This is a genomic window from Pseudomonas sp. B21-017 (assembly GCF_024749245.1).
In the GTDB taxonomy this organism is placed as follows: domain Bacteria; phylum Pseudomonadota; class Gammaproteobacteria; order Pseudomonadales; family Pseudomonadaceae; genus Aquipseudomonas.
In genome coordinates this window covers 4,582,092-4,605,208 of the sequence record NZ_CP087194.1, presented here as the reverse complement: position 1 = coordinate 4,605,208, position 23,117 = coordinate 4,582,092, and the positions used below count along the sequence as shown (strand labels likewise).

18 protein-coding genes are annotated in these 23,117 nt (G+C 60.1%); 9 read left to right on the top strand and 9 right to left on the bottom strand.

All coding sequences use genetic code 11. From position 1 onward, the window contains the following. Positions 1-32 precede the first annotated feature (32 nt). Positions 33-779, bottom strand: coding sequence for a 3-oxoacyl-ACP reductase family protein (locus LOY28_RS20630; RefSeq protein WP_086945778.1), 747 nt, complete (start codon positions 777-779; stop codon positions 33-35). Positions 780-903: 124 nt separating this feature from the next. Between LOY28_RS20630 and LOY28_RS20625 the strand changes: the two genes are divergently transcribed. Further along, a complete protein-coding gene (locus tag LOY28_RS20625) occupies positions 904-1,827 on the top strand; it encodes a LysR family transcriptional regulator (protein WP_018925244.1) in 924 nt (307 codons plus the stop codon). Between the two features lie 34 nt (positions 1,828-1,861). Here the strand turns inward: LOY28_RS20625 and LOY28_RS20620 are convergent, their stop codons facing one another. From LOY28_RS20620 to LOY28_RS20610, 3 genes are all read right to left on the bottom strand, one after another. Beyond that, positions 1,862-2,590 (bottom strand): aspartate/glutamate racemase family protein, encoded by a 729-nt coding sequence (locus tag LOY28_RS20620; protein WP_258612467.1) that lies wholly within the window; start codon positions 2,588-2,590, stop codon positions 1,862-1,864. Positions 2,591-2,646: 56 nt separating this feature from the next. Then, entirely contained in the window at positions 2,647-4,188 is a 1,542-nt protein-coding gene (locus LOY28_RS20615) for an NCS1 family nucleobase:cation symporter-1 (RefSeq protein ID WP_258612466.1), read from the bottom strand. A 505-nt stretch (positions 4,189-4,693) separates the two neighbouring features. After that, complete coding sequence (locus LOY28_RS20610; protein ID WP_007942164.1) at positions 4,694-5,434, bottom strand: phosphoadenylyl-sulfate reductase; 741 nt, start codon at positions 5,432-5,434, stop codon at positions 4,694-4,696. 171 nt (positions 5,435-5,605) lie between these two features. On the opposite strand from LOY28_RS20610, the gene thrH reads away from it, so the two are divergent. After that, on the top strand, positions 5,606-6,223 hold the full coding sequence (gene thrH, locus LOY28_RS20605; protein WP_007942165.1) for a bifunctional phosphoserine phosphatase/homoserine phosphotransferase ThrH: 618 nt from the start codon (positions 5,606-5,608) through the stop codon (positions 6,221-6,223). A 159-nt stretch (positions 6,224-6,382) separates the two neighbouring features. Here thrH and pabB read toward each other — a convergent pair whose 3' ends face one another. The 4 genes from pabB to LOY28_RS20585 all read right to left on the bottom strand — a co-directional run bounded on the left by pabB (position 6,383) and on the right by LOY28_RS20585 (position 11,041). Next, the gene (gene pabB / locus LOY28_RS20600; RefSeq protein WP_018925247.1) at positions 6,383-7,720 is read right to left on the bottom strand and encodes an aminodeoxychorismate synthase component I; all 1,338 of its coding nucleotides are present in this window, start codon (positions 7,718-7,720) and stop codon (positions 6,383-6,385) included. A gap of 257 nt (positions 7,721-7,977) precedes the next feature. After that, complete coding sequence (locus LOY28_RS20595; protein ID WP_258612465.1) at positions 7,978-8,964, bottom strand: alpha-L-glutamate ligase-like protein; 987 nt, start codon at positions 8,962-8,964, stop codon at positions 7,978-7,980. After that, a complete protein-coding gene (locus LOY28_RS20590) occupies positions 8,964-10,499 on the bottom strand; it encodes an inactive transglutaminase family protein (protein ID WP_258612464.1) in 1,536 nt (511 codons plus the stop codon). The genes LOY28_RS20595 and LOY28_RS20590 overlap by 1 nt, the downstream gene beginning before the upstream one ends. Positions 10,500-10,504: 5 nt before the next feature. After that, a complete protein-coding gene (locus tag LOY28_RS20585) occupies positions 10,505-11,041 on the bottom strand; it encodes an ATP-dependent zinc protease (RefSeq protein WP_258612463.1) in 537 nt (178 codons plus the stop codon). Positions 11,042-11,337: 296 nt separating this feature from the next. On the opposite strand from LOY28_RS20585, the gene LOY28_RS20580 reads away from it, so the two are divergent. The 6 genes from LOY28_RS20580 to prpD all read left to right on the top strand — a co-directional run bounded on the left by LOY28_RS20580 (position 11,338) and on the right by prpD (position 19,704). Beyond that, positions 11,338-12,060, top strand: coding sequence for a GntR family transcriptional regulator (locus LOY28_RS20580; RefSeq protein WP_007902102.1), 723 nt, complete (start codon positions 11,338-11,340; stop codon positions 12,058-12,060). After that, the gene (gene prpB / locus LOY28_RS20575; RefSeq protein ID WP_018925250.1) at positions 12,057-12,947 is read left to right on the top strand and encodes a methylisocitrate lyase; all 891 of its coding nucleotides are present in this window, start codon (positions 12,057-12,059) and stop codon (positions 12,945-12,947) included. The genes LOY28_RS20580 and prpB overlap by 4 nt, the downstream gene beginning before the upstream one ends. A gap of 56 nt (positions 12,948-13,003) precedes the next feature. Beyond that, positions 13,004-14,131 (top strand): 2-methylcitrate synthase, encoded by a 1,128-nt coding sequence (prpC, locus tag LOY28_RS20570; protein WP_018925251.1) that lies wholly within the window; start codon positions 13,004-13,006, stop codon positions 14,129-14,131. 111 nt (positions 14,132-14,242) lie between these two features. After that, positions 14,243-16,837, top strand: coding sequence for a Fe/S-dependent 2-methylisocitrate dehydratase AcnD (gene acnD / locus LOY28_RS20565; protein WP_258612462.1), 2,595 nt, complete (start codon positions 14,243-14,245; stop codon positions 16,835-16,837). 52 nt (positions 16,838-16,889) lie between these two features. Further along, the gene (gene prpF / locus LOY28_RS20560) at positions 16,890-18,080 is read left to right on the top strand and encodes a 2-methylaconitate cis-trans isomerase PrpF (protein WP_086945773.1); all 1,191 of its coding nucleotides are present in this window, start codon (positions 16,890-16,892) and stop codon (positions 18,078-18,080) included. Positions 18,081-18,219: 139 nt separating this feature from the next. Further along, positions 18,220-19,704 carry a 2-methylcitrate dehydratase gene (prpD, locus tag LOY28_RS20555; RefSeq protein ID WP_018925254.1) on the top strand — a complete coding sequence of 495 codons (1,485 nt, stop codon included), beginning with the start codon at positions 18,220-18,222 and terminating at the stop codon, positions 19,702-19,704. A gap of 35 nt (positions 19,705-19,739) precedes the next feature. Here the strand turns inward: prpD and LOY28_RS20550 are convergent, their stop codons facing one another. Then, positions 19,740-20,558, bottom strand: coding sequence for a pyruvate, water dikinase regulatory protein (locus LOY28_RS20550; protein ID WP_018925255.1), 819 nt, complete (start codon positions 20,556-20,558; stop codon positions 19,740-19,742). A gap of 174 nt (positions 20,559-20,732) precedes the next feature. Here LOY28_RS20550 and ppsA point away from each other — a divergent pair, with 174 nt between their 5' ends. Then, positions 20,733-23,108, top strand: a complete 2,376-nt coding sequence (gene ppsA, locus LOY28_RS20545; RefSeq protein ID WP_007940630.1) for a phosphoenolpyruvate synthase — start codon at positions 20,733-20,735, stop codon at positions 23,106-23,108. Positions 23,109-23,117 lie beyond the last annotated feature (9 nt).

Below are 23,117 nucleotides of genomic sequence, written 5' to 3'. Positions count from 1 at the left end.
TGCCGGCGTTTTTGTTTCAATCGAACGGTGTATCAGGCGCCGAAACCACCGTCGATGGTCAGGCTGGCACCGGTGATGTAGCCAGCTTCGGGACCTGCGAGATAAGCGACGAAGCTGGCGATTTCTTCCACGTTGCCGTAACGACCCACAGCCATCAGCGGGATCAGGCTATCAGCGAAGTCGCCGCTGGCGGGGTTCATGTCAGTGTCGACCGGGCCTGGTTGCACGTTGTTGACGGTGATACCCCGCGGGCCGAGGTCGCGAGCCAGGCCTTTGGTCAGGCCGACCAGCGCCGATTTGCTCATGGCGTACGGGCCACCGCCGGCGAAAGGCATGCGATCGGCATTGGTGCTGCCGATGTTGATGATGCGACCGCCTTCGGTCATGTGGCGGGCGGCTTCCTGGGTGGCGATGAACACACTGCGTACGTTGATGGCCAGGGTCTGGTCGAAGTCTTCGAGTTTAAAGTCCTCCAGCGGTGCGACGGCCAGAACGCCTGCGTTGTTGACCAGGATGTCCAGGCGGCCGAAGGTCTCGACGGTGGCATTGACGGCATTGCGAATAGCAACGGCATCGGCGCTGTCGGCCTTGATGGCCAGGGCTTTGCCGCCAGCGGAGATGATGCTGTTTTGCAGGTCTTCGGCTTTGGCGGTAGAGCTGACATAGGTGAAGGCGACGGCTGCGCCTTCTGCGGCCAGGCGTTTGACGATGGCAGCACCGATACCGCGTGAACCGCCTTGAATCAGAGCTACTTTACCGCTGAGGTGTTGAGTGGTCATGTCGATCTCCAGAAGTTCAAGGCAGGCTGCCTTGTTGTCGGAGTCGAGTATCGGCTTCGCATTACCCGGCGGGTAGACCGTGATTGCTATAGTCTGTGTAAACTAGAAGTTTATAGTGGCGCTTATGGAAACCTTCAGCAGTATCGAATGCTTCGTGCGCAGCGCTGAGGTCGGCAGCTTCGCCGAGGCTGCGCGACGCTTGAGCCTGACGCCTGCTGCGGTGGGCAAGAGCGTCGCCAAGCTGGAGGCGCGGCTTGGTGTGCGGCTGTTCCAGCGCAGCACGCGTAGCCTGACGCTGACCGAGGCCGGTCAGCTGTTTCTCGGCGAAGTCAGCGCCAGCCTGCACACGATCCAGAATGCCGTGGCCAACCTGGCCAGCGCCGAAGGACGTCCGGCGGGAACGCTGAAGGTCAGCATGGGCACGGTGTTCGGGCGCTTGTACATCGTGCCGTTGCTCGGAGAGTTTTTGCGGCGCTTTCCGGCGATCAACCCGGACTGGCATTTCGATAACCGTCAGGTCGACCTGATCGGCCAGGGGTTCGATGCGGCGATTGGCGGTGGATTCGAACTGCCCCAGGGCGTGGTGGCGCGCAAGCTGACGCCCGCCCATCGAGTGTTGGTGGCTTCAGCCGGGTACCTGGCGGGGCACGAAGCGATCATCGAGCCCGATGACCTCCAGCGCCACGATGGCATCCTGATACGGTCGCCGCAGACGGGGCGCGTGCGTTCCTGGCAACTGACCTGTCGCAACCGGCAACACAGCCCGCTGACGCTCAAGGCGCGAATGACCATGAGCGATTCGGAAGCAGCCTGCGCGGCGGCGACCCAGGATTTGGGCATTGCATTGGTGAGCATGCCGTTCGCCGTTGGCTATCTGGACGCCGGGACCTTGCAGCGGGTGCTGCCCGACTGGTACGTCGACGATGGCAATATCTCCATCTATTACGCCGAGCACAAACTGCTGCCGGGCAAGACCCGGGCGTTTGTCGACTTCATCATTGAACAGTTTGCCGAGCAGGGGTTGGGGCAGCGGTTCAGTGCAGTTTGAGCCCGGCTTGGGACCGAGGTGAGGCCTTCGCGGTCTACCGCCCAAACCGTCCCGGCCAACCCATAATGTTCTTCGGCCGCGGCGTCGCATACGTCCGCACTTTCGACGTCGACAACCCCAACCGCACCAGTGATTCGGCAATGGTCACCGCCGCCGTCACGCCATCCACCACCGGTACGCCGGTGCGCTGACGAATCTGTACATCCAGCCCGGCCATGCCGCCACAGCCCAGGCAAATCACCTCGGCCTTGTCCTCGCTCACCGCCAGTTCCGCCTGGCGGACGATCGCCTCCAGCGCACGCTCTGGATCGGACTCCAGCTCCAGCACCGCCAACCCACTGGCCCGCACCGACGCACAACGATCCCAGAGCCCGGAGAGTTTGAGGCGATCCTCGATCAGCGGCACGGTGCGGTCGAGGGTGGTGACCACCGAATAGGCATGGCCGAGGAACATCGCGGTGCTGGCGCCGGCATCGGTGATGTCCACCACCGGCACATTGAGCAACTCCTGCAAACCTTCGCGGCCGTGCTCGCCATAGCCGGCCTGGATTACCGCATCGAAGGGCTGATCGTAGGACATGACCCGGTCCATCACGGCGATGGCGGCCAGGTAGCTTTCGAAATTGCCTTCAATGGAGTCGGCGCCGAAATGCGGGGTCAGGCCAATGATTTCCGTGCCGGGCGCGGCCACGGACTGTGCTTGACGGGCGATGGCCTGGGTAATGGATTCGGTGGTGTTGACGTTGACCACGAGAATTCGCATGGGAGGTCCTTATAGCGAGTGGTTTGCGGCCCGATGTCACCGGGCCGCCAAGAGGATTAATGGCTGACGTTATCGACCGCGATGGCTTCTCCGCTGACATCGGCGTAGTAAGGCTGCCGTTTGGCGATGATCAGGTAGAGCATCCCTGCAATCCCGGCGCCAATCAGCCAGGAGAATGGCGAGACACTGTCGAAACCTGGTACCAGGGCCAGGACAATGGCGATCAAGGCTGCCGGAATGAACGCCGCCACGGCGCGCAAATTGACCCCACGGCTGTAGTAATAATCGCCATCGGGATCTTCGCTGTACAACTGCGGCACGTTGATCCGGCCTTTTCGTACCTGCCAGTAGTCGACCATGATCACCCCGTACAACGGGCCGAGCAGGGCGCCGAGGCCCGACAGGAAATACACGATCACCAGCGGGCTGTTGTAGAGGTTCCACGGCAGGATCAGCACAGCGATGGTCGCGCTGATCAGTCCGGCGCGGCGGAAGGTCAGGTATTTGGGCGCCAGATTGCTCAGGACAAAGGCCGGGGCGACGAAGTTGGCCATGATGTTCACCGCCACGGTGACAATCAGGAACGCCAGGCAACCGAGTACCAGAAAGAAGGTATTGGGAATCGACGCGATGATCTCGGTCGGGCTTTCGATGATCCGGCCATTGATCTGAAATTGCGCACCGCACAGCAGGACGGTGATCCCGGCGAATACCAGAATGTTGACGGGCAGGCCCCAGAAATTTCCGACCCGGATGGTCTTGCGGCAGGGAGAAGAGCGGGCGAAGTCGCAGAAATTGAGGATTAGCGTGCCGTAGATCGACAGCCACAAGGCGCCGCCGGCAAAGATATTGCGCCACATCTCACCGCCACTCTGCGGTTCACGAATCGACCAGGCGATGGTGGCGTTGGCCTGGAAGTACATCCAGCCGGCGAGGGCGGCGACGGTCAACAAAATCACCGGGCCGGCAAACGCCTCGTAGCGTCGCACCATTTCCATGCCATAGGCCAGAATCGCCAACTGCACGAACCAGATCGCCACGAAACACACCCAGCCCAGGCTCGACAGTCCGAGTATCGAATTGTGGTCGTAATCGGCGAGTCCGGGATGCACCGCCGTCAGCAATACGCGAAAGACCACTGACGCCAGGTACGTCTGAATTCCGAACCAGGCAATGGCGATAACGGCGCGAATCAATGCAGGAATCTGCGCGCCATGGATGCCGAAACTGATCCGGCTGATCACCGGAAACGGCACCCCGGTTTTCTGGCCCATGTAACCGGAAAGGTTCATGAAGCAATACACCAGCGCAGCACCGATTCCCAAGGACAGCAGAATCTGCCAGCCGCTCAGGCCCAGTGCATACAAGCCAATGGCAAAGGAGTAGTTGGCAATGTTGTGCACATCGTTTGTCCACAGGGCAAAGATGCTGTAACGGCCCCAGCGCCGACCTTCGGCCTTGGTCGGCGCGAGGTCCTTGTTATGCAGGCGGGGGCTGAGCACGACGGGTGGTTGAAACGTTTGATCGTGAATCACGGAGGTAGAAAGAGGAGAGGGCAGATCCAGCGCAATATTGTTATTGGGGAGGCTAGTACGCATTCCGGCAGGCTCCTGAAGCTCGTTGCCGCGATGACTGTGCATGAGCGTGGGCTCGACAAATCTTCGTCGCGGGTGGGAGAGCATCATTGGTTACGGGGCATCTGCAGCCTGTACGGGATAGGGCGCTTCAGGCTTGCGGATATAAAGTGTGTGTATGTTTTTGTATTTATTGTATACAAAACATGTGTTCACTTAAGCCAGATATGTGCCAGTCGGTGATCTATAAAATTTAAGGCTAATTTCGTTTTGTTATTGATTGAAGATAAGTAGTTGAAAAAAAGACGATATAAATTGACCGATTGAACAGGTAATTATTTTGGGCAGGGTTTTGTCGGAGTGTTCGACTGAGGAAGTCAGGACAGGGGAATGTAACTTTCTGGGGCACTGAAACTAAAAGTGCACACAGATATGGCACTTATGGTGACATTTCTGTGTACACTTTTTTAAAGTAAAACCATCACAGGCTTCGCCAGCTCCTGCAGGAGCTGCTACGGGCTGCGATCTTTTAAGCTTTGGACTTGCTGATGATGTTCCCGGCATGCAGCCCGCATTCTTTCTGCGTGGCTTCTTCCCACCACCAACGACCTTCGCGCTCATGCTGGTTCGGCAGCACCGGACGGGTGCAAGGCTCGCAACCAATGCTGATGAATCCGCGTTCATGCAGGCTGTTGTACGGCAGCTCCAGCATGCGGATGTAACCCCAGATCTCTTCGCTGGTCATCTGTGCCAACGGGTTGAACTTGTACAGGGTACGTTCCGGGGTGGAAAACGCGGTGTCGATTTCCAGCACCGCGACGGCGCTGCGGGTGCCCGGGCTCTGGTCCCGACGCTGGCCGGTGGCCCAGGCGGTCACGCCAGACAGTTTGCGACGCAGCGGCTCGATCTTGCGAATGCCGCAGCACTCGCCATGGCCATCCTTGTAGAAACTGAACAGGCCTTTTTCCTTCACGAAAGGTTCGAGCTTGCTGTAGTCCGGCGACACCACTTCGATATCGATCTTGTAGTGCTCGCGCACCTGCTCGATGAAGCGGTAGGTCTCGGGATGCAAGCGGCCGGTGTCGAGGCTGAACACTTTGACGTTCTTGTTCAGCTTCCAGGCCATGTCCACCAGCACCACATCCTCGGCGCCGCTGAAAGATATCCACAGGTCATCGCCGAACTCGGCAAACGCGAGTTTCAGGATGTCCTGGGCGGATTTGTTGGCATAGGTCGTGGCGAGTTCCACGACGTCGAACGATGGGCTCATCAGGGCGGCTTCCTACAGGTCGGTGGCGCTGGGCGCTCTATATGCGTCGATGGTAACAAAATCCTGCGGTGGCTGGCGCGTCCTCTGCGTTGCACGGAGGGGGGCGAGTCGCTAGAGTTCGGCAGTCCTTTTGCTCGCTCGACTCATAAATAATACTAATGGGAGTGTCTTGTGGAAATTGCCTGTCTGGATCTTGAAGGTGTGCTGGTCCCGGAAATCTGGATCGCCTTTGCCGAAAAAACCGGGATCGAGTCCCTCCGGGCCACCACTCGGGACATTCCCGACTACGACGTGTTGATGAAGCAGCGCCTGCGGATTCTCGACGAGCATGGCCTGAAGCTCTCCGACATTCAGGAAGTGATCGCTACGCTCAAGCCTCTGGAAGGCGCCAGTGAATTTGTCGACTGGCTGCGTGAGCGCTTTCAGGTGGTGATTCTGTCGGACACCTTTTACGAATTTTCCCAACCGCTGATGCGTCAACTGGGCTTCCCGACTTTGCTTTGTCATCGTCTGATTACTGACGATGCCGGTCGGGTCACGGGCTATCAGCTGCGTCAGAAAGATCCCAAGCGTCAGTCGGTTTTGGCGTTCAAGAGCCTCTACTACCGAGTGATTGCGGCGGGGGATTCCTACAACGACACCACGATGCTGGGCGAGGCGGATGCCGGGATTCTGTTCCACGCGCCGGACAACGTGATTCGCGAGTTCCCGCAGTTCCCGGCGGTGCACAGCTTTGCCGAGTTGAAGCAGGAATTCATCAAGGCTTCGAATCGCAATCTGAGCTTGTAAACCCGATCTGTGGCGAGGGAGCTTGCTCCCGCTCGGCTGCGCAGCAGTCGCATGCGTTATATCTGACGATATGCGGTGTCTGGTTTGGGGGGCGCTTCGCACTGGAGCGCCAGCCCGGCCCAGCGGGAGCAAGCTCCCTCGCCACATAAAAGTGCGGTATCAGAGGTTCTGCAACGTTTCGAGCAGCACCTTCACCTTGGTAATCGATTCCTGATACTCCGCCTGCCAATCCGAATCCGCGACGATCCCCCCGCCGCCCCAGCAGCACACCTGCCCATCCTTGACCAACAAACTGCGAATGGCGATGGAGCTGTCCATCTCCCCGCGCACGTCCAGATACAGCAATGAACCGCAATACAACCCGCGACGGGTCGGTTCCAGTTCATCGATGATCTGCATGGCGCGAATTTTTGGCGCGCCGGTAATCGAGCCGCCGGGGAAGCTGCCGGCGATCAAGTCCAGCGCGTCCTTGTCATCCGCCAGTTCGCCGGTAACGCTGCTCACCAGGTGATGCACGTTCGGATAGCTTTCCAGGCTGAACAGCTCCGGCACCCGTACCGAACCGATGCGGCAGGTACGACCCAGATCGTTGCGCAGCAAGTCGACGATCATCAGGTTTTCCGCGCGGTCCTTGGGACTGGCCAGCAGTTCGGCGGCGTTCGCCGCATCTTCGGCAGCGGTCAGCCCGCGGGGGCGGGTGCCTTTGATCGGGCGGGTTTCGACGTGGCGCTCGCTGACTTTGACAAAGCGCTCCGGCGACAGGCTTAGCACCGCGTCGCCGTCGGGCAGGCTCTGGAAGCCGGAAAACGGTGTCGGGCAAGCCGCCCGCAGCGCGCAATAGGCCGCCCACGGATCGCCCTGGCATTGGGCGCGAAAGCGCTGGGCGAAGTTGACCTGATAGCAGTCGCCAGCCTGGATGTACTGCTGAATGCGTTCGAAGGCTTGCCGATAGTCGTCAGCGCTCAGGTCAGCACTCATCGGGCCGTCCAGTTTGAATGGCTGGATATTCTCGGTGGTGGGCTGAGTGAACAGTTCGATCAGCCGTTGTCGTTCGCTGTCGATCAGCGTCGGGTGGAACACCAGTTGACTGGTAGCCAGATGGTGATCGCTGATCAGTGCCCAGTCATACAGCCCGAAGCGTGCGTCGGGCAATTGCAGATCGTCCCGCGCCTGGCTCGGCAGGTTTTCCAGATGCCGGCCGAAGTCGTAGCTCAGGTAGCCGATCAGGCCGCCGGCGAAGGGCAAGTCGTCAGGGACGGTTGCTTCACCGAGCCGTGTAAGGTTCTTGCGAAGGCGTTGCAGGAAATGGCTGCCGCTTTCATCCGGCAACACGGCCAGTTGCTCCAGCGGCCAGGCGCTGAGCAGGTCAAAACGCCCACGTTCGGCACTCGGCCGGCCGCTGTCGAGCAGCACGGCACCGGGGGCATGACGAATCGCCGCGAAGTACTCGGCAGGGTTGGCGCGATAGGGCAGCGGGTGTACAGAACAGGTCAACATGGGCGGGGCAGATCAGCCAACGAGGCGGGGGAGCGATTGTAGTCCTCTGCAGGATTTGCTCCTAGAGGGGATGTCGGCAAGAGATACATCTGCGGCGAGGGAAGTTTGCCTGTGGCGAGGGAGCTTGCTCCCGGCGGACTGCGAAGCAGGCCCAAAAAAATCAGCCCCTCGGTTTTCAGAGAAACCGAGGATGCCGTTTTATGACTGCTGCGCAGTCAAGCGGGAGCAAGCTCCCTCGCCACAAAGAGCCAGAGGGGTCAGCCCTCAATCGTCGGAATATGCCCAAACAGTTCCTGAACGAACGCCACACGTTCCTGCGCCGTTTCGGTGATCCCGCGCGCCTTCAGCTCTTCGAGTCGCGCCTCGACCGCGTGGGTACGGGACGTCAGGCCGCAATCGTTGGCGATCTGAATGTTCAACCCAGGCCGGGCATTGAGCTCAAGAATCAGCGGCCCTTTCTCCTGGTCAAGCACCATGTCGACGCCGATGTAGCCCAGCCCGCACAACTCGTAACAGCCGGCGGCCAGTTTCATGAAACCGTCCCAGTAGGGCAGTTGCACGCCGTCTACCGCGTTGGTGGTGTCCGGGTGTTTGTTGATGATGTTGTTCAGCCAGGTGCCGCGCAATGTCAGGCCAGTGGCCAGGTCGACACCGACGCCGATGGCGCCCTGGTGCAGGTTGGCCTTGCCGCCGGACTGGCGGGTCGGCAGGCGCAGCATGGCCATCACCGGATAACCCATCAGCACGATGATGCGGATATCCGGCACACCTTCATAGCTGATGCTTTTGAAGATCTGGTCCGGAGTCACGCGGTATTCGATCAGCGCACGGTCGCGGTGCCCGCCCAGGGAATACAGGCCGGTGAGGATGCTCGAGATATGGTGCTCGAGTTCCTCATGGTCAACGATCTTGCCGGACACTGTGCGATAGCGCCCCTCGAACCGGTCGGCAACCACAATGATGCCGTCGCCGCCGGCGCCCTGGGCCGGTTTGATCACGAAGTCGGTGCGCCCGCCGATGATCTCCTTGAGGTTATCGATTTCCTTCTCGGTGGAGATCACGCCGTACAGCTCCGGCACGTGGATGCCGGCGGCGATGGCGCGTTCCTTGGTGATGATCTTGTCATCGACGATCGGGTACAGGCTGCGCTTGTTGTACTTGAGCACGTAGTCGGCGTTACGCCGATTGATCCCCATGATGCCCCGGGCCTCCAGGGCTTTCCAGGTCTTCCAGAGACCGAACATCAGGCGTCAGCCTCCTTCAGGAAAGCCTTGAAACGCACCAGTTCGGTCAGGCGGTAACCGCGATAGCGACCCATGGCCAGCATGAAAGCCACCAGAATCAGCAGGACCGCCGGGAAGGTGAACACGAAGTACACCAGCTCCGGCACGCTCATGATCAGGTGCGCCAGGGAGGCGGCGAACAGCGTGCCGATCGCCACTTTCATGGCATGGCCGCCACCGCGCTCTTCCCAGGTGATCGACAGGCGTTCGATGGTCATGGTCAGAATCACCATCGGGAACAGCGCCACCGACAATCCGCGCTCCAGGCCGAGTTTGTGGCTGAACAGGCTGATCGCCGCGATCAGCACCACCACGAAGGTCAGCACCACCGACAATCTCGGCAGCATTTGCAGTTTCAAGTGCTCAAGGTAGGAACGCAGCGACAGCCCCAGCGCCGTGATGATGGTAAACAGCACGATGCCGAAGCCGAGCTGGGTTTCCCGGAAGGCCAGGGCGATCAGCACCGGGGTAAAGGTGCCGAGTGTCTGGATACCGATCAGGTTGCGCAGGATCAGGATCACCAGCACGCCGATCGGGATCATCACCATGATCATGAAGGTCTGCTGGGTTTGCAGCGGCAGGCCGTACAGCGAGTAATCGAGGAAATTGGCGTCGGAGTTCTCGTCGGTCAGCTTGGCCAGGCGAATGGCGTTCATTTCGCTGTTGTTCAGGCTGAAGGTGACGTTGGCTTTCTTGCCGCCATCGACGGTGATCAGGTTTTCATCGCCGGTCCACCACAGCAAGCGGTCGGTGGGCAGGCCCTGTTCGCCGGTTTCCGGGTTGAAGTACAGCCAGTCGGTACCGTTGAAACTGCGCAACCAGAGTTCAGGCGTTTGCGGCTGATCGGCCACCAGGCGGATGGTGTGGACCTTTTCCACCGGCACGTGGGCGATGGACAGAACCAGCTCGACGATTTTGGCTTTGTTCGCGGTGGACGGATCGCCGGCCAGCAGCAGTTTCACGTTGTCGTCGTTGAGGTTGTTGACACGCTTGATGGCTTCGCCGATGAAAGTTTCGACGTCGGCCGAATGCTGGCGGATCGGCGCGAGCAAGGCTTCGGCGGCGATTTTTTCCGGACCTTCGACGGCGATGCTGTCGCGGAAGGTCGCCCCTTTGACCTTGGATTTTTCGCCGGTGTAGCGCTTGGTCAGCACCAGGCGGTAATAAAGGGTCTGGTTGCCCTTGGCCCGACGCGCCGACCAGGTGACCTTGCGGTTGCCGTCGACACGGTTCACTGCCACACCGTAGTTATTGGAAATGAAACTCTCGTTAAGGCTCACGTAGTCGCGGCTCAGCGGCGGCACGAACATCTGGATCTTGATCGGGTCTTTGGCGTTGGCGACGAACTCGACCTTGGCGTCGATGTTCCACAAGTCATCGGTGGCATCTTCAGTCACCGGAATACCGAGCACGAAAATCTGATAGGCCGTAACTGAAATGCCCAGCACCACCAGGATGGCGATCAGCAATTTCAGATGGAGGGTAAGAGAGCGCATTGGAATTACTCTGCGGTATGTGCGTCGGTGGCGCAGGCAGGTTTGCCAGCAGCGTATTTAAGACTTGGATCGACCAGCGCATCGAAACGCTTGAGTGCCTCGGAGCCGATCAAGAGCGGGTATTGGAAGGCGCTGCGGTCGGTCAGGTTCACTTCAATACTGCGTAAAGCCGACCCCATGCAGATATCCAGCTCGATGACCGGACGGGCGGTGTACTTCTTGCCTTCTTCCGGGTCGTAGTCACCGGCCCGGCGCTTGATCTTGCTGACACGGGCCAGCGGTCGTTCAATCGGGTGCGAATGCGCGGCGTCGATGGCCAGATAGAAGCGCACCCAGGATTCGGCATTGCGTTTGAAACGTTTGATGTCGCGGGCGCTCAGCGAGGCGGTTTTCGCCCCGGTGTCGAGTTTGGCGGCAACTTCCAGGTTGATGCCATCCAGCGACGCGTACTCATTGAGGCCGTACACAGTCTTTTCCCCTGCCGCGGCAAAACCTGACAGGCCAAGAAGACAAAGAAATGTGGTGAAGAGCTTGAGTCTCATAAATCCTGATGCGCAGCGGTCCGTTCTTCAATTCAAGGCCCTGGCATTGCTGCACAAGCTCCCTCGTATGCCTATCCTTTTTTATGACAGGCAATGCAGATGACAAGCAAATGCGGGCGGCATTCTAGCACGGTGGTTTTATGGCGCCAGCGCTGGCAGACGGCTGTAACCGGGGGTGCTGCTTCTTTATGGTGCAAGCGGTTATTAGACGATTGTCGACAATGTCTATTTATCCTTTGACGTAACCGGCCTTATTCGCTAGTTTTTGCGGCATTGCTTTTAAAGGTGTCGACAATATGCTGGATCAACTCGATCCCCCGGTCACGGTTCAGGACGACTCGGAAACACTTTCCGAAAACGTCTTCCGACGCATTCAGGCGGCCATCGTCAAGGGTGAGATCGCCCCGGGCAGCAAGATCTCCGAGCCGGAGCTGGCGCGCACCTACGGCATCAGCCGCGGGCCGTTGCGTGAGGCGATCCACCGACTGGAAGGCCAGCGCCTGCTGGTTCGCGTGCCGCACGTCGGGGCGCGGGTGGTGTCGTTGAGTCACGCCGAATTGCTGGAACTCTACGAAATCCGCGAATCCCTGGAAGGCATGGCGTGCCGTCTGGCGGCTGAACGCATGACCGTTGAAGAAATCGACGAACTGCGCCGGGTGCTGGAAACCCACGAGCGCGATGCGGCGTTTCAGGCAGGCGTCGGCTATTACCAGCAGGAAGGTGATTTCGACTTTCATTACCGGATCATCCAGGGCAGCGGCAACCGCACCCTGACCCAGATGCTCTGCGGCGAGCTCTATCAACTGGTGCGCATGTACCGCATCCAGTTTTCCACCACGCCCAATCGGCCACGCCAGGCGTTTGCCGAGCACCACCGCATTCTCGATGCCATTGCCGACCGTGACGGTGAACTGGCCGAGTTGTTGATGCGCCGTCACATCGGCGCCTCCAAACGCAATATCGCCCGTCACTACCAGGACGGCGCTAACCCGACAGCCACTGAACGAGGTGAGTCATGAGTTCCAACAAGAGCACTCCAGGCCAGCGTTTCCGCGATGCGGTCGCCAGCGAGCATCCGCTGCAAGTGGTCGGCACGATTAACGCCAACCACGCGCTGTTGGCCAAGCGCGCCGGTTTCAAGGCTATCTACCTGTCGGGGGGCGGGGTGGCTGCCGGCTCCCTCGGCGTGCCGGACCTGGGCATTACCGGCCTGGATGACGTGCTGACCGACGTGCGCCGCATCACCGACGTTTGCGACCTGCCGCTGCTGGTGGACGTCGACACCGGTTTCGGTTCCTCGGCGTTCAATGTCGCCCGTACCGTGAAGTCGATGATCAAGTTCGGCGCGGCGGCAATTCACATCGAAGACCAGGTCGGCGCCAAGCGCTGCGGTCACCGTCCCAATAAAGAGATCGTCTCGCAGCAGGAAATGGTCGACCGCATCAAAGCCGCTGTTGATGCGCGCACCGACGACAGCTTCGTGATCATGGCCCGCACCGATGCCCTGGCGGTGGAAGGTCTGGAGTCTGCACTGGATCGCGCCGCCGCGTGCATCGAGGCCGGCGCCGACATGATCTTTCCGGAGGCCATCACTGAACTTGAGATGTACAAACTGTTCGCCAGCCGCGTGAAAGCGCCGATCCTGGCCAACATCACCGAGTTCGGCGCGACACCGCTGTACACCACCGAGCAGCTCGCCGGTGCCGATGTGTCGCTGGTGTTGTACCCATTGTCGGCGTTCCGCGCGATGAACAAGGCTGCGGAAAACGTCTACACCGCGATCCGCCGCGACGGCACGCAACAGAACGTCATCGACACCATGCAGACGCGCATGGAGCTTTACGATCGCATCGATTACCACACGTTTGAGCAGAAGCTCGATGCGTTGTTTGCGGCGAAGAAGTAAGGCGCAATCCCCCACAACTTGCCGATTCCCTAACAAATTCAAGATTGGAGACAGCAATGGCCGAAGCAAAAGTACTCAGTGGCGCCGGGCTCCGTGGCCAGGTTGCCGGGCAAACCGCACTGTCCACCGTGGGCCAGTCGGGTGCCGGCCTGACCTATCGCGGTTACGACGTGCGCGAACTGGCGGCTGACGCACAGTTCGAAGAAGTGGCTTACCTGCTGCTGTACGGCGAACTGCCGACCCAGTTACAACTGGCCGGCTATACCGAGAAACTAAGCAAGCTGCGCGACCTGCCGCAAGCGTTGAAGGAAGTGCTGGAGCGCATCCCCGCCGACGCCCATCCAATGGATGTGATGCGCACCGGTTGCTCGTTCCTGGGCAACATCGAGCCGGAGAAAGATTTCTCCGAGCAGCACGACAAAACCGACCGCCTGCTGGCCGCGTTCCCGGCGATCATGTGCTACTGGTATCGCTTCAGCCACGACGGCAAGCGCATCAACTGCGTGACCGACGAAGCCTGCATCGGCGGCCATTTCCTGCACCTGTTGCATGACAAGAAACCGAGCGAATTGCACGTCAAGGTGATGAACGTTTCGCTGATCCTCTACGCGGAACACGAATTCAACGCCTCGACCTTCACCGCCCGGGTGTGTGCCTCGACGCTGTCGGATCTGTATTCCTGCATCACAGCTGCCATCGGTTCCCTGCGCGGCCCGCTGCACGGCGGGGCCAACGAAGCGGCGATGGAAATGATCGAGCGCTTCAGCTCGCCGGAAGAGGCGGTCGAGGGCACCCTCGGCATGCTGGCACGCAAGGACAAAATCATGGGCTTCGGCCACGCGATCTATAAGGACAACGATCCGCGCAATGAGGTGATCAAGGGTTGGTCGAAAAAACTCGCCGACGAAGTGGGCGACACGGTGTTGTTCCCGGTTTCAGAAGCCATCGACGCAACCATGTGGGAACAGAAGAAACTGTTCCCGAACGCTGACTTCTACCACGCCTCGACGTACCACTTCATGGGCATCCCGACCAAGTTATTCACACCGATCTTCGTCTGCTCGCGCCTGACCGGCTGGGCGGCCCACGTGTTCGAGCAACGTGCCAACAACCGCATCATCCGCCCGAGCGCCGAGTACGTCGGCGTCGAACAGCGCAAGTTCGTGCCAATCGAACAACGCTGACCGGGGAGGGCGCCGGTACTGGTTACTGAAGGAACCGGGAACCCTGCAGGTCAGGGTTCAGCCCGGTGCCAGGCGCCCACCTTTTGAAATTACCGCGACCGAGTCCTGACGATGAATACTGAATTCCGCAAACCGCTGCCCGGCAGCTCTCTGGATTATTTCGACGTCCGTGCGGCGGTCGATGCCATTGCGCCCGGCGCCTACGACACCCTGCCGTACACCTCCCGCGTGCTGGCGGAAAACCTCGTGCGTCGCTGTGACCCGGCCACGCTCACTGATTCCCTGAAACAACTGATCGAGCGCAAACGCGACCTCGACTTCCCATGGTTTCCGGCCCGCGTGGTGTGCCACGACATTCTCGGCCAGACCGCCCTGGTGGACCTTGCCGGCTTGCGCGATGCCATTGCCCTGCAAGGCGGCGACCCGGCGCAAGTGAACCCGGTGGTGCCGACGCAATTGATCGTCGATCACTCGCTGGCCGTCGAGTCCGGCGGCTTCGATCCCGAGGCTTTCGAAAAGAACCGCGCCATCGAAGACCGTCGTAACGAAGACCGTTTTCACTTCATTAACTGGACCAAGAAAGCCTTCAAGAACGTCGACGTGATCCCGCCGGGCAACGGGATCATGCACCAGATCAACCTGGAGAAAATGTCGCCGGTGATCCAGGTGCGCGACGGCGTGGCTTTCCCTGATACCTGCGTCGGCACCGACAGTCATACCCCGCATGTCGATGCACTGGGTGTGATCGCCATCGGCGTCGGCGGTCTGGAAGCGGAAAGCGTGATGCTCGGCCGCGCGTCGTGGATGCGTTTGCCGGAAAGCGTTGGCGTCGAGCTTACTGGCAAGCTGCAACCGGGCATCACCGCTACCGACATGGTGCTGGCGCTGACCGAATACCTGCGCAAACAGAAAGTCGTCGGCGCGTGGCTGGAGTTCTTTGGTGAAGGTGCGTCAAACCTGACCCTCGGCGACCGCGCGACCATTTCCAACATGGCCCCGGAATACGGCGCCACTGCGGCAATGTTCTACATCGACCAGCAGACCATCGACTACCTGAAACTCACCGGCCGTGAAGACGAGCAAGTGCAACTGGTCGAGAGCTACGCCAAACAGACCGGCCTGTGGGCCGATAGCCTCAAAGGCGCGCAGTACGAGCGCGGGTTGAGCTTCGACCTGTCCTCGGTGGTGCGCAACATGGCCGGCCCGAGCAATCCGCATGCGCGTGTCGCGACCTCGGATCTGGCTGCCAAAGGCATCTCCGGCCAGTGGGAAGACGTGCCCGGCCAGATGCCGGACGGTGCGGTGATCATCGCCGCCATCACCAGTTGCACCAACACCAGTAACCCGCGCAACGTCATTGCCGCCGGCCTGCTGGCGCGCAATGCCAACCAGCTTGGGCTGACCCGCAAGCCATGGGTCAAGTCGTCCCTGGCACCCGGTTCGAAAACCGTGGCGCTGTATCTGGATGAAGCCGGCCTGACCAAAGAGCTGGAGCAACTCGGCTTCGGCGTCGTGGCCTTCGCTTGCACTACCTGCAACGGCATGTCTGGTGCGCTGGATCCGGTGATCCAGCAAGAGATCATCGACCGCGACCTGTATGCCACCGCCGTACTCTCTGGCAACCGCAACTTCGACGGGCGGATTCACCCGTACGCCAAGCAGGCGTTCCTCGCATCGCCGCCATTGGTGGTGGCTTATGCCATCGCCGGCACCATCCGTTTCGACATCGAAAAAGATGTACTGGGCGTGGTCGATGGCAAGGAAATCCGCCTGAAAGACATCTGGCCGAGCGACGAAGAAATCGACGCGGTGGTCAAGGCCTCGGTCAAGCCGGAGCAGTTCCGCCAAGTGTACATTCCGATGTTCGCCATCCACGAAGACACTGGCCCGAAAGTCACGCCGCTGTACGACTGGCGCGAGATGAGCACCTACATCCGTCGTCCGCCGTACTGGGAAGGCGCGCTGGCCGGCGCGCGTCCGCTCAAGGGCATGCGCCCGCTGGCGGTGCTGCCGGACAACATCACCACCGATCACCTGTCGCCTTCTAACGCGATCATGCTCGACAGCGCAGCGGGTGAGTACCTGGCGAAAATGGGCCTGCCGGAAGAGGACTTCAACTCCTACGCCACGCACCGCGGCGACCACTTGACCGCGCAGCGCGCAACCTTCGCCAACCCGAAACTGTTCAATGAAATGGTGCAGGAAAACGGCAAGGTCAAGCAGGGTTCTCTTGCCCGCGTGGAGCCGGAAGGCAAAGTGATGCGCATGTGGGAAGCCATCGAAACCTACATGGAACGCAAGCAGCCGCTGATCATCATTGCCGGTGCCGACTATGGCCAGGGTTCGTCCCGGGACTGGGCGGCCAAAGGCGTGCGTCTGGCGGGGGTGGAAGCGATTGCCGCCGAAGGTTTCGAGCGCATTCACCGCACCAACCTGGTGGGCATGGGCGTGTTGCCGCTGGAGTTCCTGCCGGGCACCAATCGTAAAACCTTAGGGATAGATGGCAGCGAAACCTATGACGTGATCGGCGATCGCACCCCGCGCGCGACGCTGACGCTGGTGATCAACCGCAAGAACGGTGAACGCGTCGAAGTGCCGGTGACCTGCCGCCTCGACACCGCCGAAGAAGTGTCGATCTACGAGGCCGGCGGCGTGTTGCAGCGTTTCGCTCAGGACTTCCTCGAAGAGTCGGCGGTTGCCGTTTAACACGACGAGCCGCGCGGGATTTCAAGTCCCGCGCTGGCCATACAGGATCAATATGGCTCACGCATCTCAGATAAAAATCCCTGCCACCTACATGCGCGGCGGCACCAGCAAAGGCGTGTTCTTCAGCCTCAAGGATTTGCCCGAAGCGGCGCAGATGCCAGGCACCGCCCGCGATGCCTTGTTGCTGCGCGTGATCGGCAGCCCCGATCCGTACGAGAAGCAAATCGACGGCATGGGCGGCGCGACCTCCAGCACCAGCAAAACCGTGATCCTGTCGAAAAGCATCAAGGCCGATCACGACGTCGATTACCTGTTCGGTCAGGTCGCCATCGACAAACCTTTCGTCGACTGGAGTGGCAACTGCGGCAACCTGTCGGCGGCGGTCGGTTCGTTCGCCATCAGCAATGGCCTGGTGGATGCCAGCCGCATTCCGCACAACGGTGTGGCGGTGGTGCGCGTGTGGCAGGCCAACATCGGCAAGACCATCATCGCTCATGTACCGATCACCAATGGCGAGGTGCAGGAAACCGGTGATTTTGAACTCGACGGCGTGACCTTTCCGGCCGCCGAAGTGCAGCTCGAATTCATGGATCCGGCGGCGGAAGAAGAGGGTGGCGGTGGCTCGATGTTCCCCACCGGCAATCTGGTGGACGACCTTGAAGTGCCAGGTGTCGGCACGCTCAAGGCTACCCTGATCAACGCTGGCATCCCGACCATATTCATCAACGCCGAAGACATCGGCTACACCGGCACCGAGTTGCAGGGCGCGATCAACAGTGACCTGGAGGCTTTGGCAATGTTCGAAACCATCCGCGCTTACGGTGCGCTGCGCATGGGGCTGATTGAACACCTGGATGAAGCCGCCAAGCGCCAGCACACGCCGAAGGTCGCGTTCGTCGCCCCACCTGCGGATTACATTGCGTCCAGCGGCAAGAAAATCGCAGCCGCCGACATCGACCTGCTGGTGCGCGCGTTGTCCATGGGCAAGCTGCACCACGCCATGATGGGCACGGCAGCGGTGGCGATCGGCACGGCGGCGGCGATTTCCGGCACCTTGGTCAACCTGGCAGCGGGCGGTATCGAACGCAACGCCGTGCGCTTCGGCCATCCGTCCGGCACCTTGCGCGTGGGCGCCGAGGCCGCAAAGGTCAACGGTGAGTGGACGGTGAAAAAAGCCATCATGAGCCGCAGTGCGCGGGTGTTGATGGAAGGTTATGTCCGGGTGCCGGGGGATTGTTTCTAACCTCAATCCAGGCATACACAAATCCCTGTGGGAGCGCCGCTCCCATAGGTGATGCATTTCCAAAACAAGAGTGTTGTACCGACTGAGACTACCCTGAACCGAGGTCCCATCAACGAACCACTTCAAGAGTGAATCGAACATGAGCGCCAACGTCGACCTGAACACCCGCCCCGACTACGACACGGTTCTGCAGGACATCGCCGACTACGTCCTCAATTTCAACATCCAGTCGCCCGAGGCGCTTGATACTGCCCGCAATTGCCTGATGGACACCCTCGGCTGCGGCTTGCTGGCGCTGCGTTTCCCCGAATGCACCAAACACCTGGGTCCTATCGTCGAAGGCACTGTCGTCCCCTTCGGCGCCCGCGTGCCCGGCACCAGCTATCGTCTCGACCCGGTCAAGGCCGCTTGGGACATCGGTTGCATCGTCCGCTGGCTCGATTACAACGACACCTGGCTCGCCGCCGAATGGGGCCATCCGTCCGATAACCTCGGCGGTATTCTCGCGGTGGCCGACCACCTGTCGCAAAAGCGCCTGGCCAATGGCGACGCCCCGTTGACCATTCGCGCTGTGCTGGAAGCCATGATCATGGCGCACGAGATTCAGGGCGTGATCGCCCTGGAAAATTCGTTCAACCGCGTCGGTCTCGATCACGTGATTCTGGTGAAAGTCGCCTCGACCGCCGTCACTGCCAAACTCATGGGCGCCAATCGCGAGCAGCTGCTGTCGGCGTTGTCTCATGCCTTTGCCGATGGCCAGGCGCTGCGCACTTACCGGCATGCGCCGAACGCCGGATCGCGTAAATCCTGGGCGGCCGGAGACGCGACCAGTCGGGGCGTGCGTCTGGCGGACATTGCGATGCGTGGTGAGATGGGCATCCCCGGCGTACTGACCGCCAAGCAATGGGGTTTCTACGATGTACTGTTCAGCCACACCAACAACGACCTGGGGCTCAAGCCTGAAGGCAAGCGAGCTTTCAGTTTTTCCCGGCCGTTCGGCAGCTATGTGATGGAAAACGTGCTGTTCAAGATCAGCTTCCCCGCTGAGTTCCACGCGCAAACGGCCTGCGAGGCTGCCGTCACCCTGCATCCATTGGTCAGGAATCGCCTGCATGAAATCGACAGGATCGTTATCACCACCCACGAATCAGCGATCCGCATCATCTCCAAGGTCGGCCCGCTGGCCAACGCTGCGGACCGCGATCACTGCCTCCAGTACATGACCGCCGTACCCCTGGTATTCGGCAATCTGGTGGCCGAGCAGTACGAAGACGACTTCCACGCCGCGCACCCGATTATCGATGTGCTGCGCGACAAAATGGTCATTGTCGAAGACCCGCGTTTCACCCGCGAATACCTGGAGGCGGACAAACGCTCCATCGCCAACGCTGTACAGGTGTTCTTCAAGGACGGTTCCAGCACCGATAACGTGATGGTGGAGTACCCGATCGGTCATCGCCGGCGCCGTGCTGATGGCATTCCGTTGCTGGAAGACAAGTTCAAGGTCAACCTGACGACGCGCTTCACGGCTCAGCGAAGCGCCGAGATCCTTGCGCTGTGCAAGGACCCGGCAGCACTTGAAGCGACGCCGGTGAACCGGTTTGTGGATTTGTTTGTGATCTAGCTGGCCGCGAAGGCGGCATAACTGCCGCCGACTATCTACTTGAACCGCCGTTCCACACCTTTCTCCACCAGAATCTTCGCCGAGATCTCTTCCACGGAGAAATGCGTGGAATTGATGTGGGGAATGTTCTCGCGTCGGAACAGATTCTCCACCTCGCGCACTTCGAATTCGCACTGCGCGTAGCTCGAATAGCGGCTGTTGGGCTTGCGTTCGTTGCGGATCGCGGTGAGGCGGTCCGGGTCGATGGTCAGGCCGAACAGCTTGTGATGATGGGCGCGCAGGGCGGTCGGCAGTTGCAGGCGCTCCATGTCGTCTTCGGTCAGCGGATAGTTGGCTGCGCGGATGCCGAATTGCATGGCCATGTACAAACACGTCGGTGTTTTGCCGCATCGCGACACGCCTACTAGTATCAAGTCAGCTTTGTCGTAATAGTGCGTGCGGGCACCATCGTCATTGTCGAGGGCGAAGTTCACCGCCTCGATACGCTCCATGTAATTGGAGTTATGGCCGATGGAGTGGGATTTGCCGACGGTGTAGGAAGAATGCTCGGTCAGCTCCTGTTCAAGGGGCGCCAGGAAGGTCGAGAAAATGTCGATCATGAAACCATTCGACGTTGCGAGAATCTCACGAATGTCCTGATTGACAATGGTGTCGAAAATAATCGGACGAAAACCATCGTTTTCGGCGGCTTTGTTGATTTGTTGTACCATGGCCCGCGCTTTATCAGCGTCGTCGATGTACGGTCGTATGATTTTGCTGAAGGTAATGTTTTCGAACTGCGCCAGCAGGCTTTGGCCGAGGGTTTCGGCGGTAATGCCGGTGCCATCGGAGATAAAGAAAGCAGATCGTTTCATTTGCACCTTGGGCCTTAAGCTAGTGACGATTCTTGGATATAGTAGGCGCGATTTGTCGGCCACCGATGGCCCGCATTCTCACTTATTTTCCAGGTCCAGGCCATACAGCCGGCAAAGGCTCCCCCGAGTCGCCGGCTTCTGAGCTTTTCCAACACAGTTAGTGGAGAGATCACCTTGGTAGAGTACGTAGTTTCCCTCGATAAGCTCGGCGTCCATGATGTAGAGCATGTGGGGGGCAAGAACGCATCCCTGGGCGAGATGATCAGTAACCTTGCAGGCGCCGGTGTATCGGTGCCAGGTGGCTTTGCCACGACAGCTCAGGCTTATCGTGATTTTCTGGAACTGAGCGGCCTGAACGATCAGATCCATGCCGCCCTCGACGCCCTGGACGTCGATGATGTAAACGCCTTGGCCAAGACCGGCGCCCAGATCCGTCAATGGATCATGGAAGCCGAGTTCCCCGAGAAGCTCAACGCCGAGATCCGCACCGCGTTCGCCACGCTGTCCGCCGGCAACCCTGACATGGCCGTGGCCGTGCGCTCTTCCGCTACCGCCGAAGACCTGCCGGACGCTTCCTTCGCCGGTCAGCAGGAAACCTTCCTGAACATCCGTGGTGTCGAAAACGTCATTCGCGCCGCCAAAGAGGTGTTCGCTTCACTGTTCAACGATCGCGCCATTTCCTACCGCGTCCACCAGGGCTTCGACCACAAGCTGGTGGCCCTGTCGGCTGGCGTGCAGCGCATGGTCCGCTCCGAAACCGGCACCGCCGGGGTGATGTTCACCCTCGATACCGAATCGGGCTTCCGTGATGTGGTGTTCATCACCGGCGCCTACGGCCTGGGTGAAACCGTCGTACAAGGCGCGGTGAACCCGGATGAGTTCTACGTCCACAAAGGCACGCTGGAAGCCGGTCGCCCGGCCATCCTGCGTCGCAACCTGGGCAGCAAAGCCATCAAGATGATCTACGGTGACGAAGCCAAGGCCGGTAAATCGGTCAAGACCATCGACGTGGACAAGGCCGATCGTGCGCGTTTCTGCCTGACCGACGCCGAAGTCAGCGAGCTGGCCAAGCAGGCGATGATCATCGAGAAGCACTACAAGTGCCCGATGGACATCGAATGGGCCAAAGACGGCGACGACGGCAAGCTCTACATCGTGCAGGCCCGTCCGGAAACCGTGAAGAGTCGTACCCAGGCCAACGTCATGGAACGTTACCTGTTGAAAGAAACCGGCACCGTGCTGGTGGAAGGTCGTGCCATCGGCCAGCGCATCGGCGCCGGCAAGGTGCGGATCATCAAGGACGTGTCCGAGATGGACAAAGTCCAGCCGGGCGACGTGCTGGTTTCCGACATGACCGACCCGGACTGGGAACCGGTCATGAAGCGCGCCAGCGCCATCGTCACCAACCGTGGCGGCCGTACCTGCCACGCGGCGATCATCGCTCGCGAGCTGGGCATCCCGGCCGTGGTCGGTTGCGGCAACGCCACCCAGCTGTTGAAAGACGGCCAGGGCGTGACCGTTTCCTGCGCTGAAGGCGACACCGGTTACATCTTCGAAGGCGAACTGGGCTTCGACATCAAGAAAAACTCCGTGGATGCCATGCCGGAGCTGCCGTTCAAGATCATGATGAACGTCGGCAACCCGGACCGCGCCTTCGACTTCGCGCAACTGCCGAACGCCGGTGTGGGCCTGGCCCGTCTGGAATTCATCATCAACCGCATGATCGGCGTGCACCCCAAGGCGCTGTTGAACTACGGTGGCCTGCCGCAGGAAATCAAGGACAGCGTCGACAAGCGCATTGCTGGTTACAACGACCCGGTTGGCTTCTATGTCGACAAACTGGTCGAAGGTATCAGCACCCTGGCGGCAGCGTTCTGGCCGAAAAAGGTCATCGTGCGTCTGTCGGACTTCAAGTCCAACGAATACGCAAACCTGATCGGCGGCAAACTCTACGAGCCGGAAGAAGAAAACCCGATGCTGGGTTTCCGTGGCGCTTCGCGTTACATCAGCGAATCGTTCCGTGACTGCTTCGAGCTCGAATGCCGCGCCCTCAAGCGCGTGCGTAACGAGATGGGCCTGACCAACGTTGAAATCATGGTGCCGTTCGTCCGTACCCTGGGCGAAGCGAGCCAGGTGGTCGATCTGCTGGCTGAAAACGGTCTGGCCCGTGGCGACAACGGTCTGCGCGTGATCATGATGTGCGAACTGCCGTCCAACGCGATCCTGGCTGAAGAGTTCCTCGAGTTCTTCGACGGTTTCTCCATCGGCTCCAACGACCTGACCCAGCTTACCCTGGGCCTGGACCGTGACTCCGGGATCATCGCGCACCTGTTCGACGAGCGTAACCCTGCAGTCAAGAAGCTGCTGGCCAACGCCATTGCCGCGTGCAACAAGGCCGGCAAGTACATCGGCATCTGCGGTCAGGGCCCTTCGGACCACCCGGACCTGGCCAAGTGGCTGATGGAGCAGGGCATCGAAAGCGTTTCGCTGAACCCCGATTCCGTACTGGAAACCTGGTTCTTCCTGGCTGAAGGTCAGGCTTCGGCCTGATGGTGTGAG

Excerpts from the sequence above, each read along its gene's own strand:
- LOY28_RS20595 (WP_258612465.1), bottom strand. The coding sequence starts at position 8,964 with ATGTTCGGTCTCTGGAAGACCTGGAAAGCCCTGGAGGCCCGGGGCATC.
- LOY28_RS20630 (WP_086945778.1), bottom strand. The coding sequence starts at position 779 with ATGACCACTCAACACCTCAGCGGTAAAGTAGCTCTGATTCAAGGCGGT.
- prpC (WP_018925251.1), top strand. The coding sequence starts at position 13,004 with ATGGCCGAAGCAAAAGTACTCAGTGGCGCCGGGCTCCGTGGCCAGGTT.
- LOY28_RS20625 (WP_018925244.1), top strand. The coding sequence starts at position 904 with ATGGAAACCTTCAGCAGTATCGAATGCTTCGTGCGCAGCGCTGAGGTC.
- LOY28_RS20550 (WP_018925255.1), bottom strand. The coding sequence starts at position 20,558 with ATGAAACGATCTGCTTTCTTTATCTCCGATGGCACCGGCATTACCGCC.
- prpF (WP_086945773.1), top strand. The coding sequence starts at position 16,890 with ATGGCTCACGCATCTCAGATAAAAATCCCTGCCACCTACATGCGCGGC.
- prpD (WP_018925254.1), top strand. The coding sequence starts at position 18,220 with ATGAGCGCCAACGTCGACCTGAACACCCGCCCCGACTACGACACGGTT.
- pabB (WP_018925247.1), bottom strand. The coding sequence starts at position 7,720 with ATGTTGACCTGTTCTGTACACCCGCTGCCCTATCGCGCCAACCCTGCC.
- LOY28_RS20610 (WP_007942164.1), bottom strand. The coding sequence starts at position 5,434 with ATGAGCCCATCGTTCGACGTCGTGGAACTCGCCACGACCTATGCCAAC.
- acnD (WP_258612462.1), top strand. The coding sequence starts at position 14,243 with ATGAATACTGAATTCCGCAAACCGCTGCCCGGCAGCTCTCTGGATTAT.
- LOY28_RS20585 (WP_258612463.1), bottom strand. The coding sequence starts at position 11,041 with ATGAGACTCAAGCTCTTCACCACATTTCTTTGTCTTCTTGGCCTGTCA.
- LOY28_RS20615 (WP_258612466.1), bottom strand. The coding sequence starts at position 4,188 with ATGCGTACTAGCCTCCCCAATAACAATATTGCGCTGGATCTGCCCTCT.
- LOY28_RS20620 (WP_258612467.1), bottom strand. The coding sequence starts at position 2,590 with ATGCGAATTCTCGTGGTCAACGTCAACACCACCGAATCCATTACCCAG.
- prpB (WP_018925250.1), top strand. The coding sequence starts at position 12,057 with ATGAGTTCCAACAAGAGCACTCCAGGCCAGCGTTTCCGCGATGCGGTC.
- LOY28_RS20580 (WP_007902102.1), top strand. The coding sequence starts at position 11,338 with ATGCTGGATCAACTCGATCCCCCGGTCACGGTTCAGGACGACTCGGAA.
- LOY28_RS20590 (WP_258612464.1), bottom strand. The coding sequence starts at position 10,499 with ATGCGCTCTCTTACCCTCCATCTGAAATTGCTGATCGCCATCCTGGTG.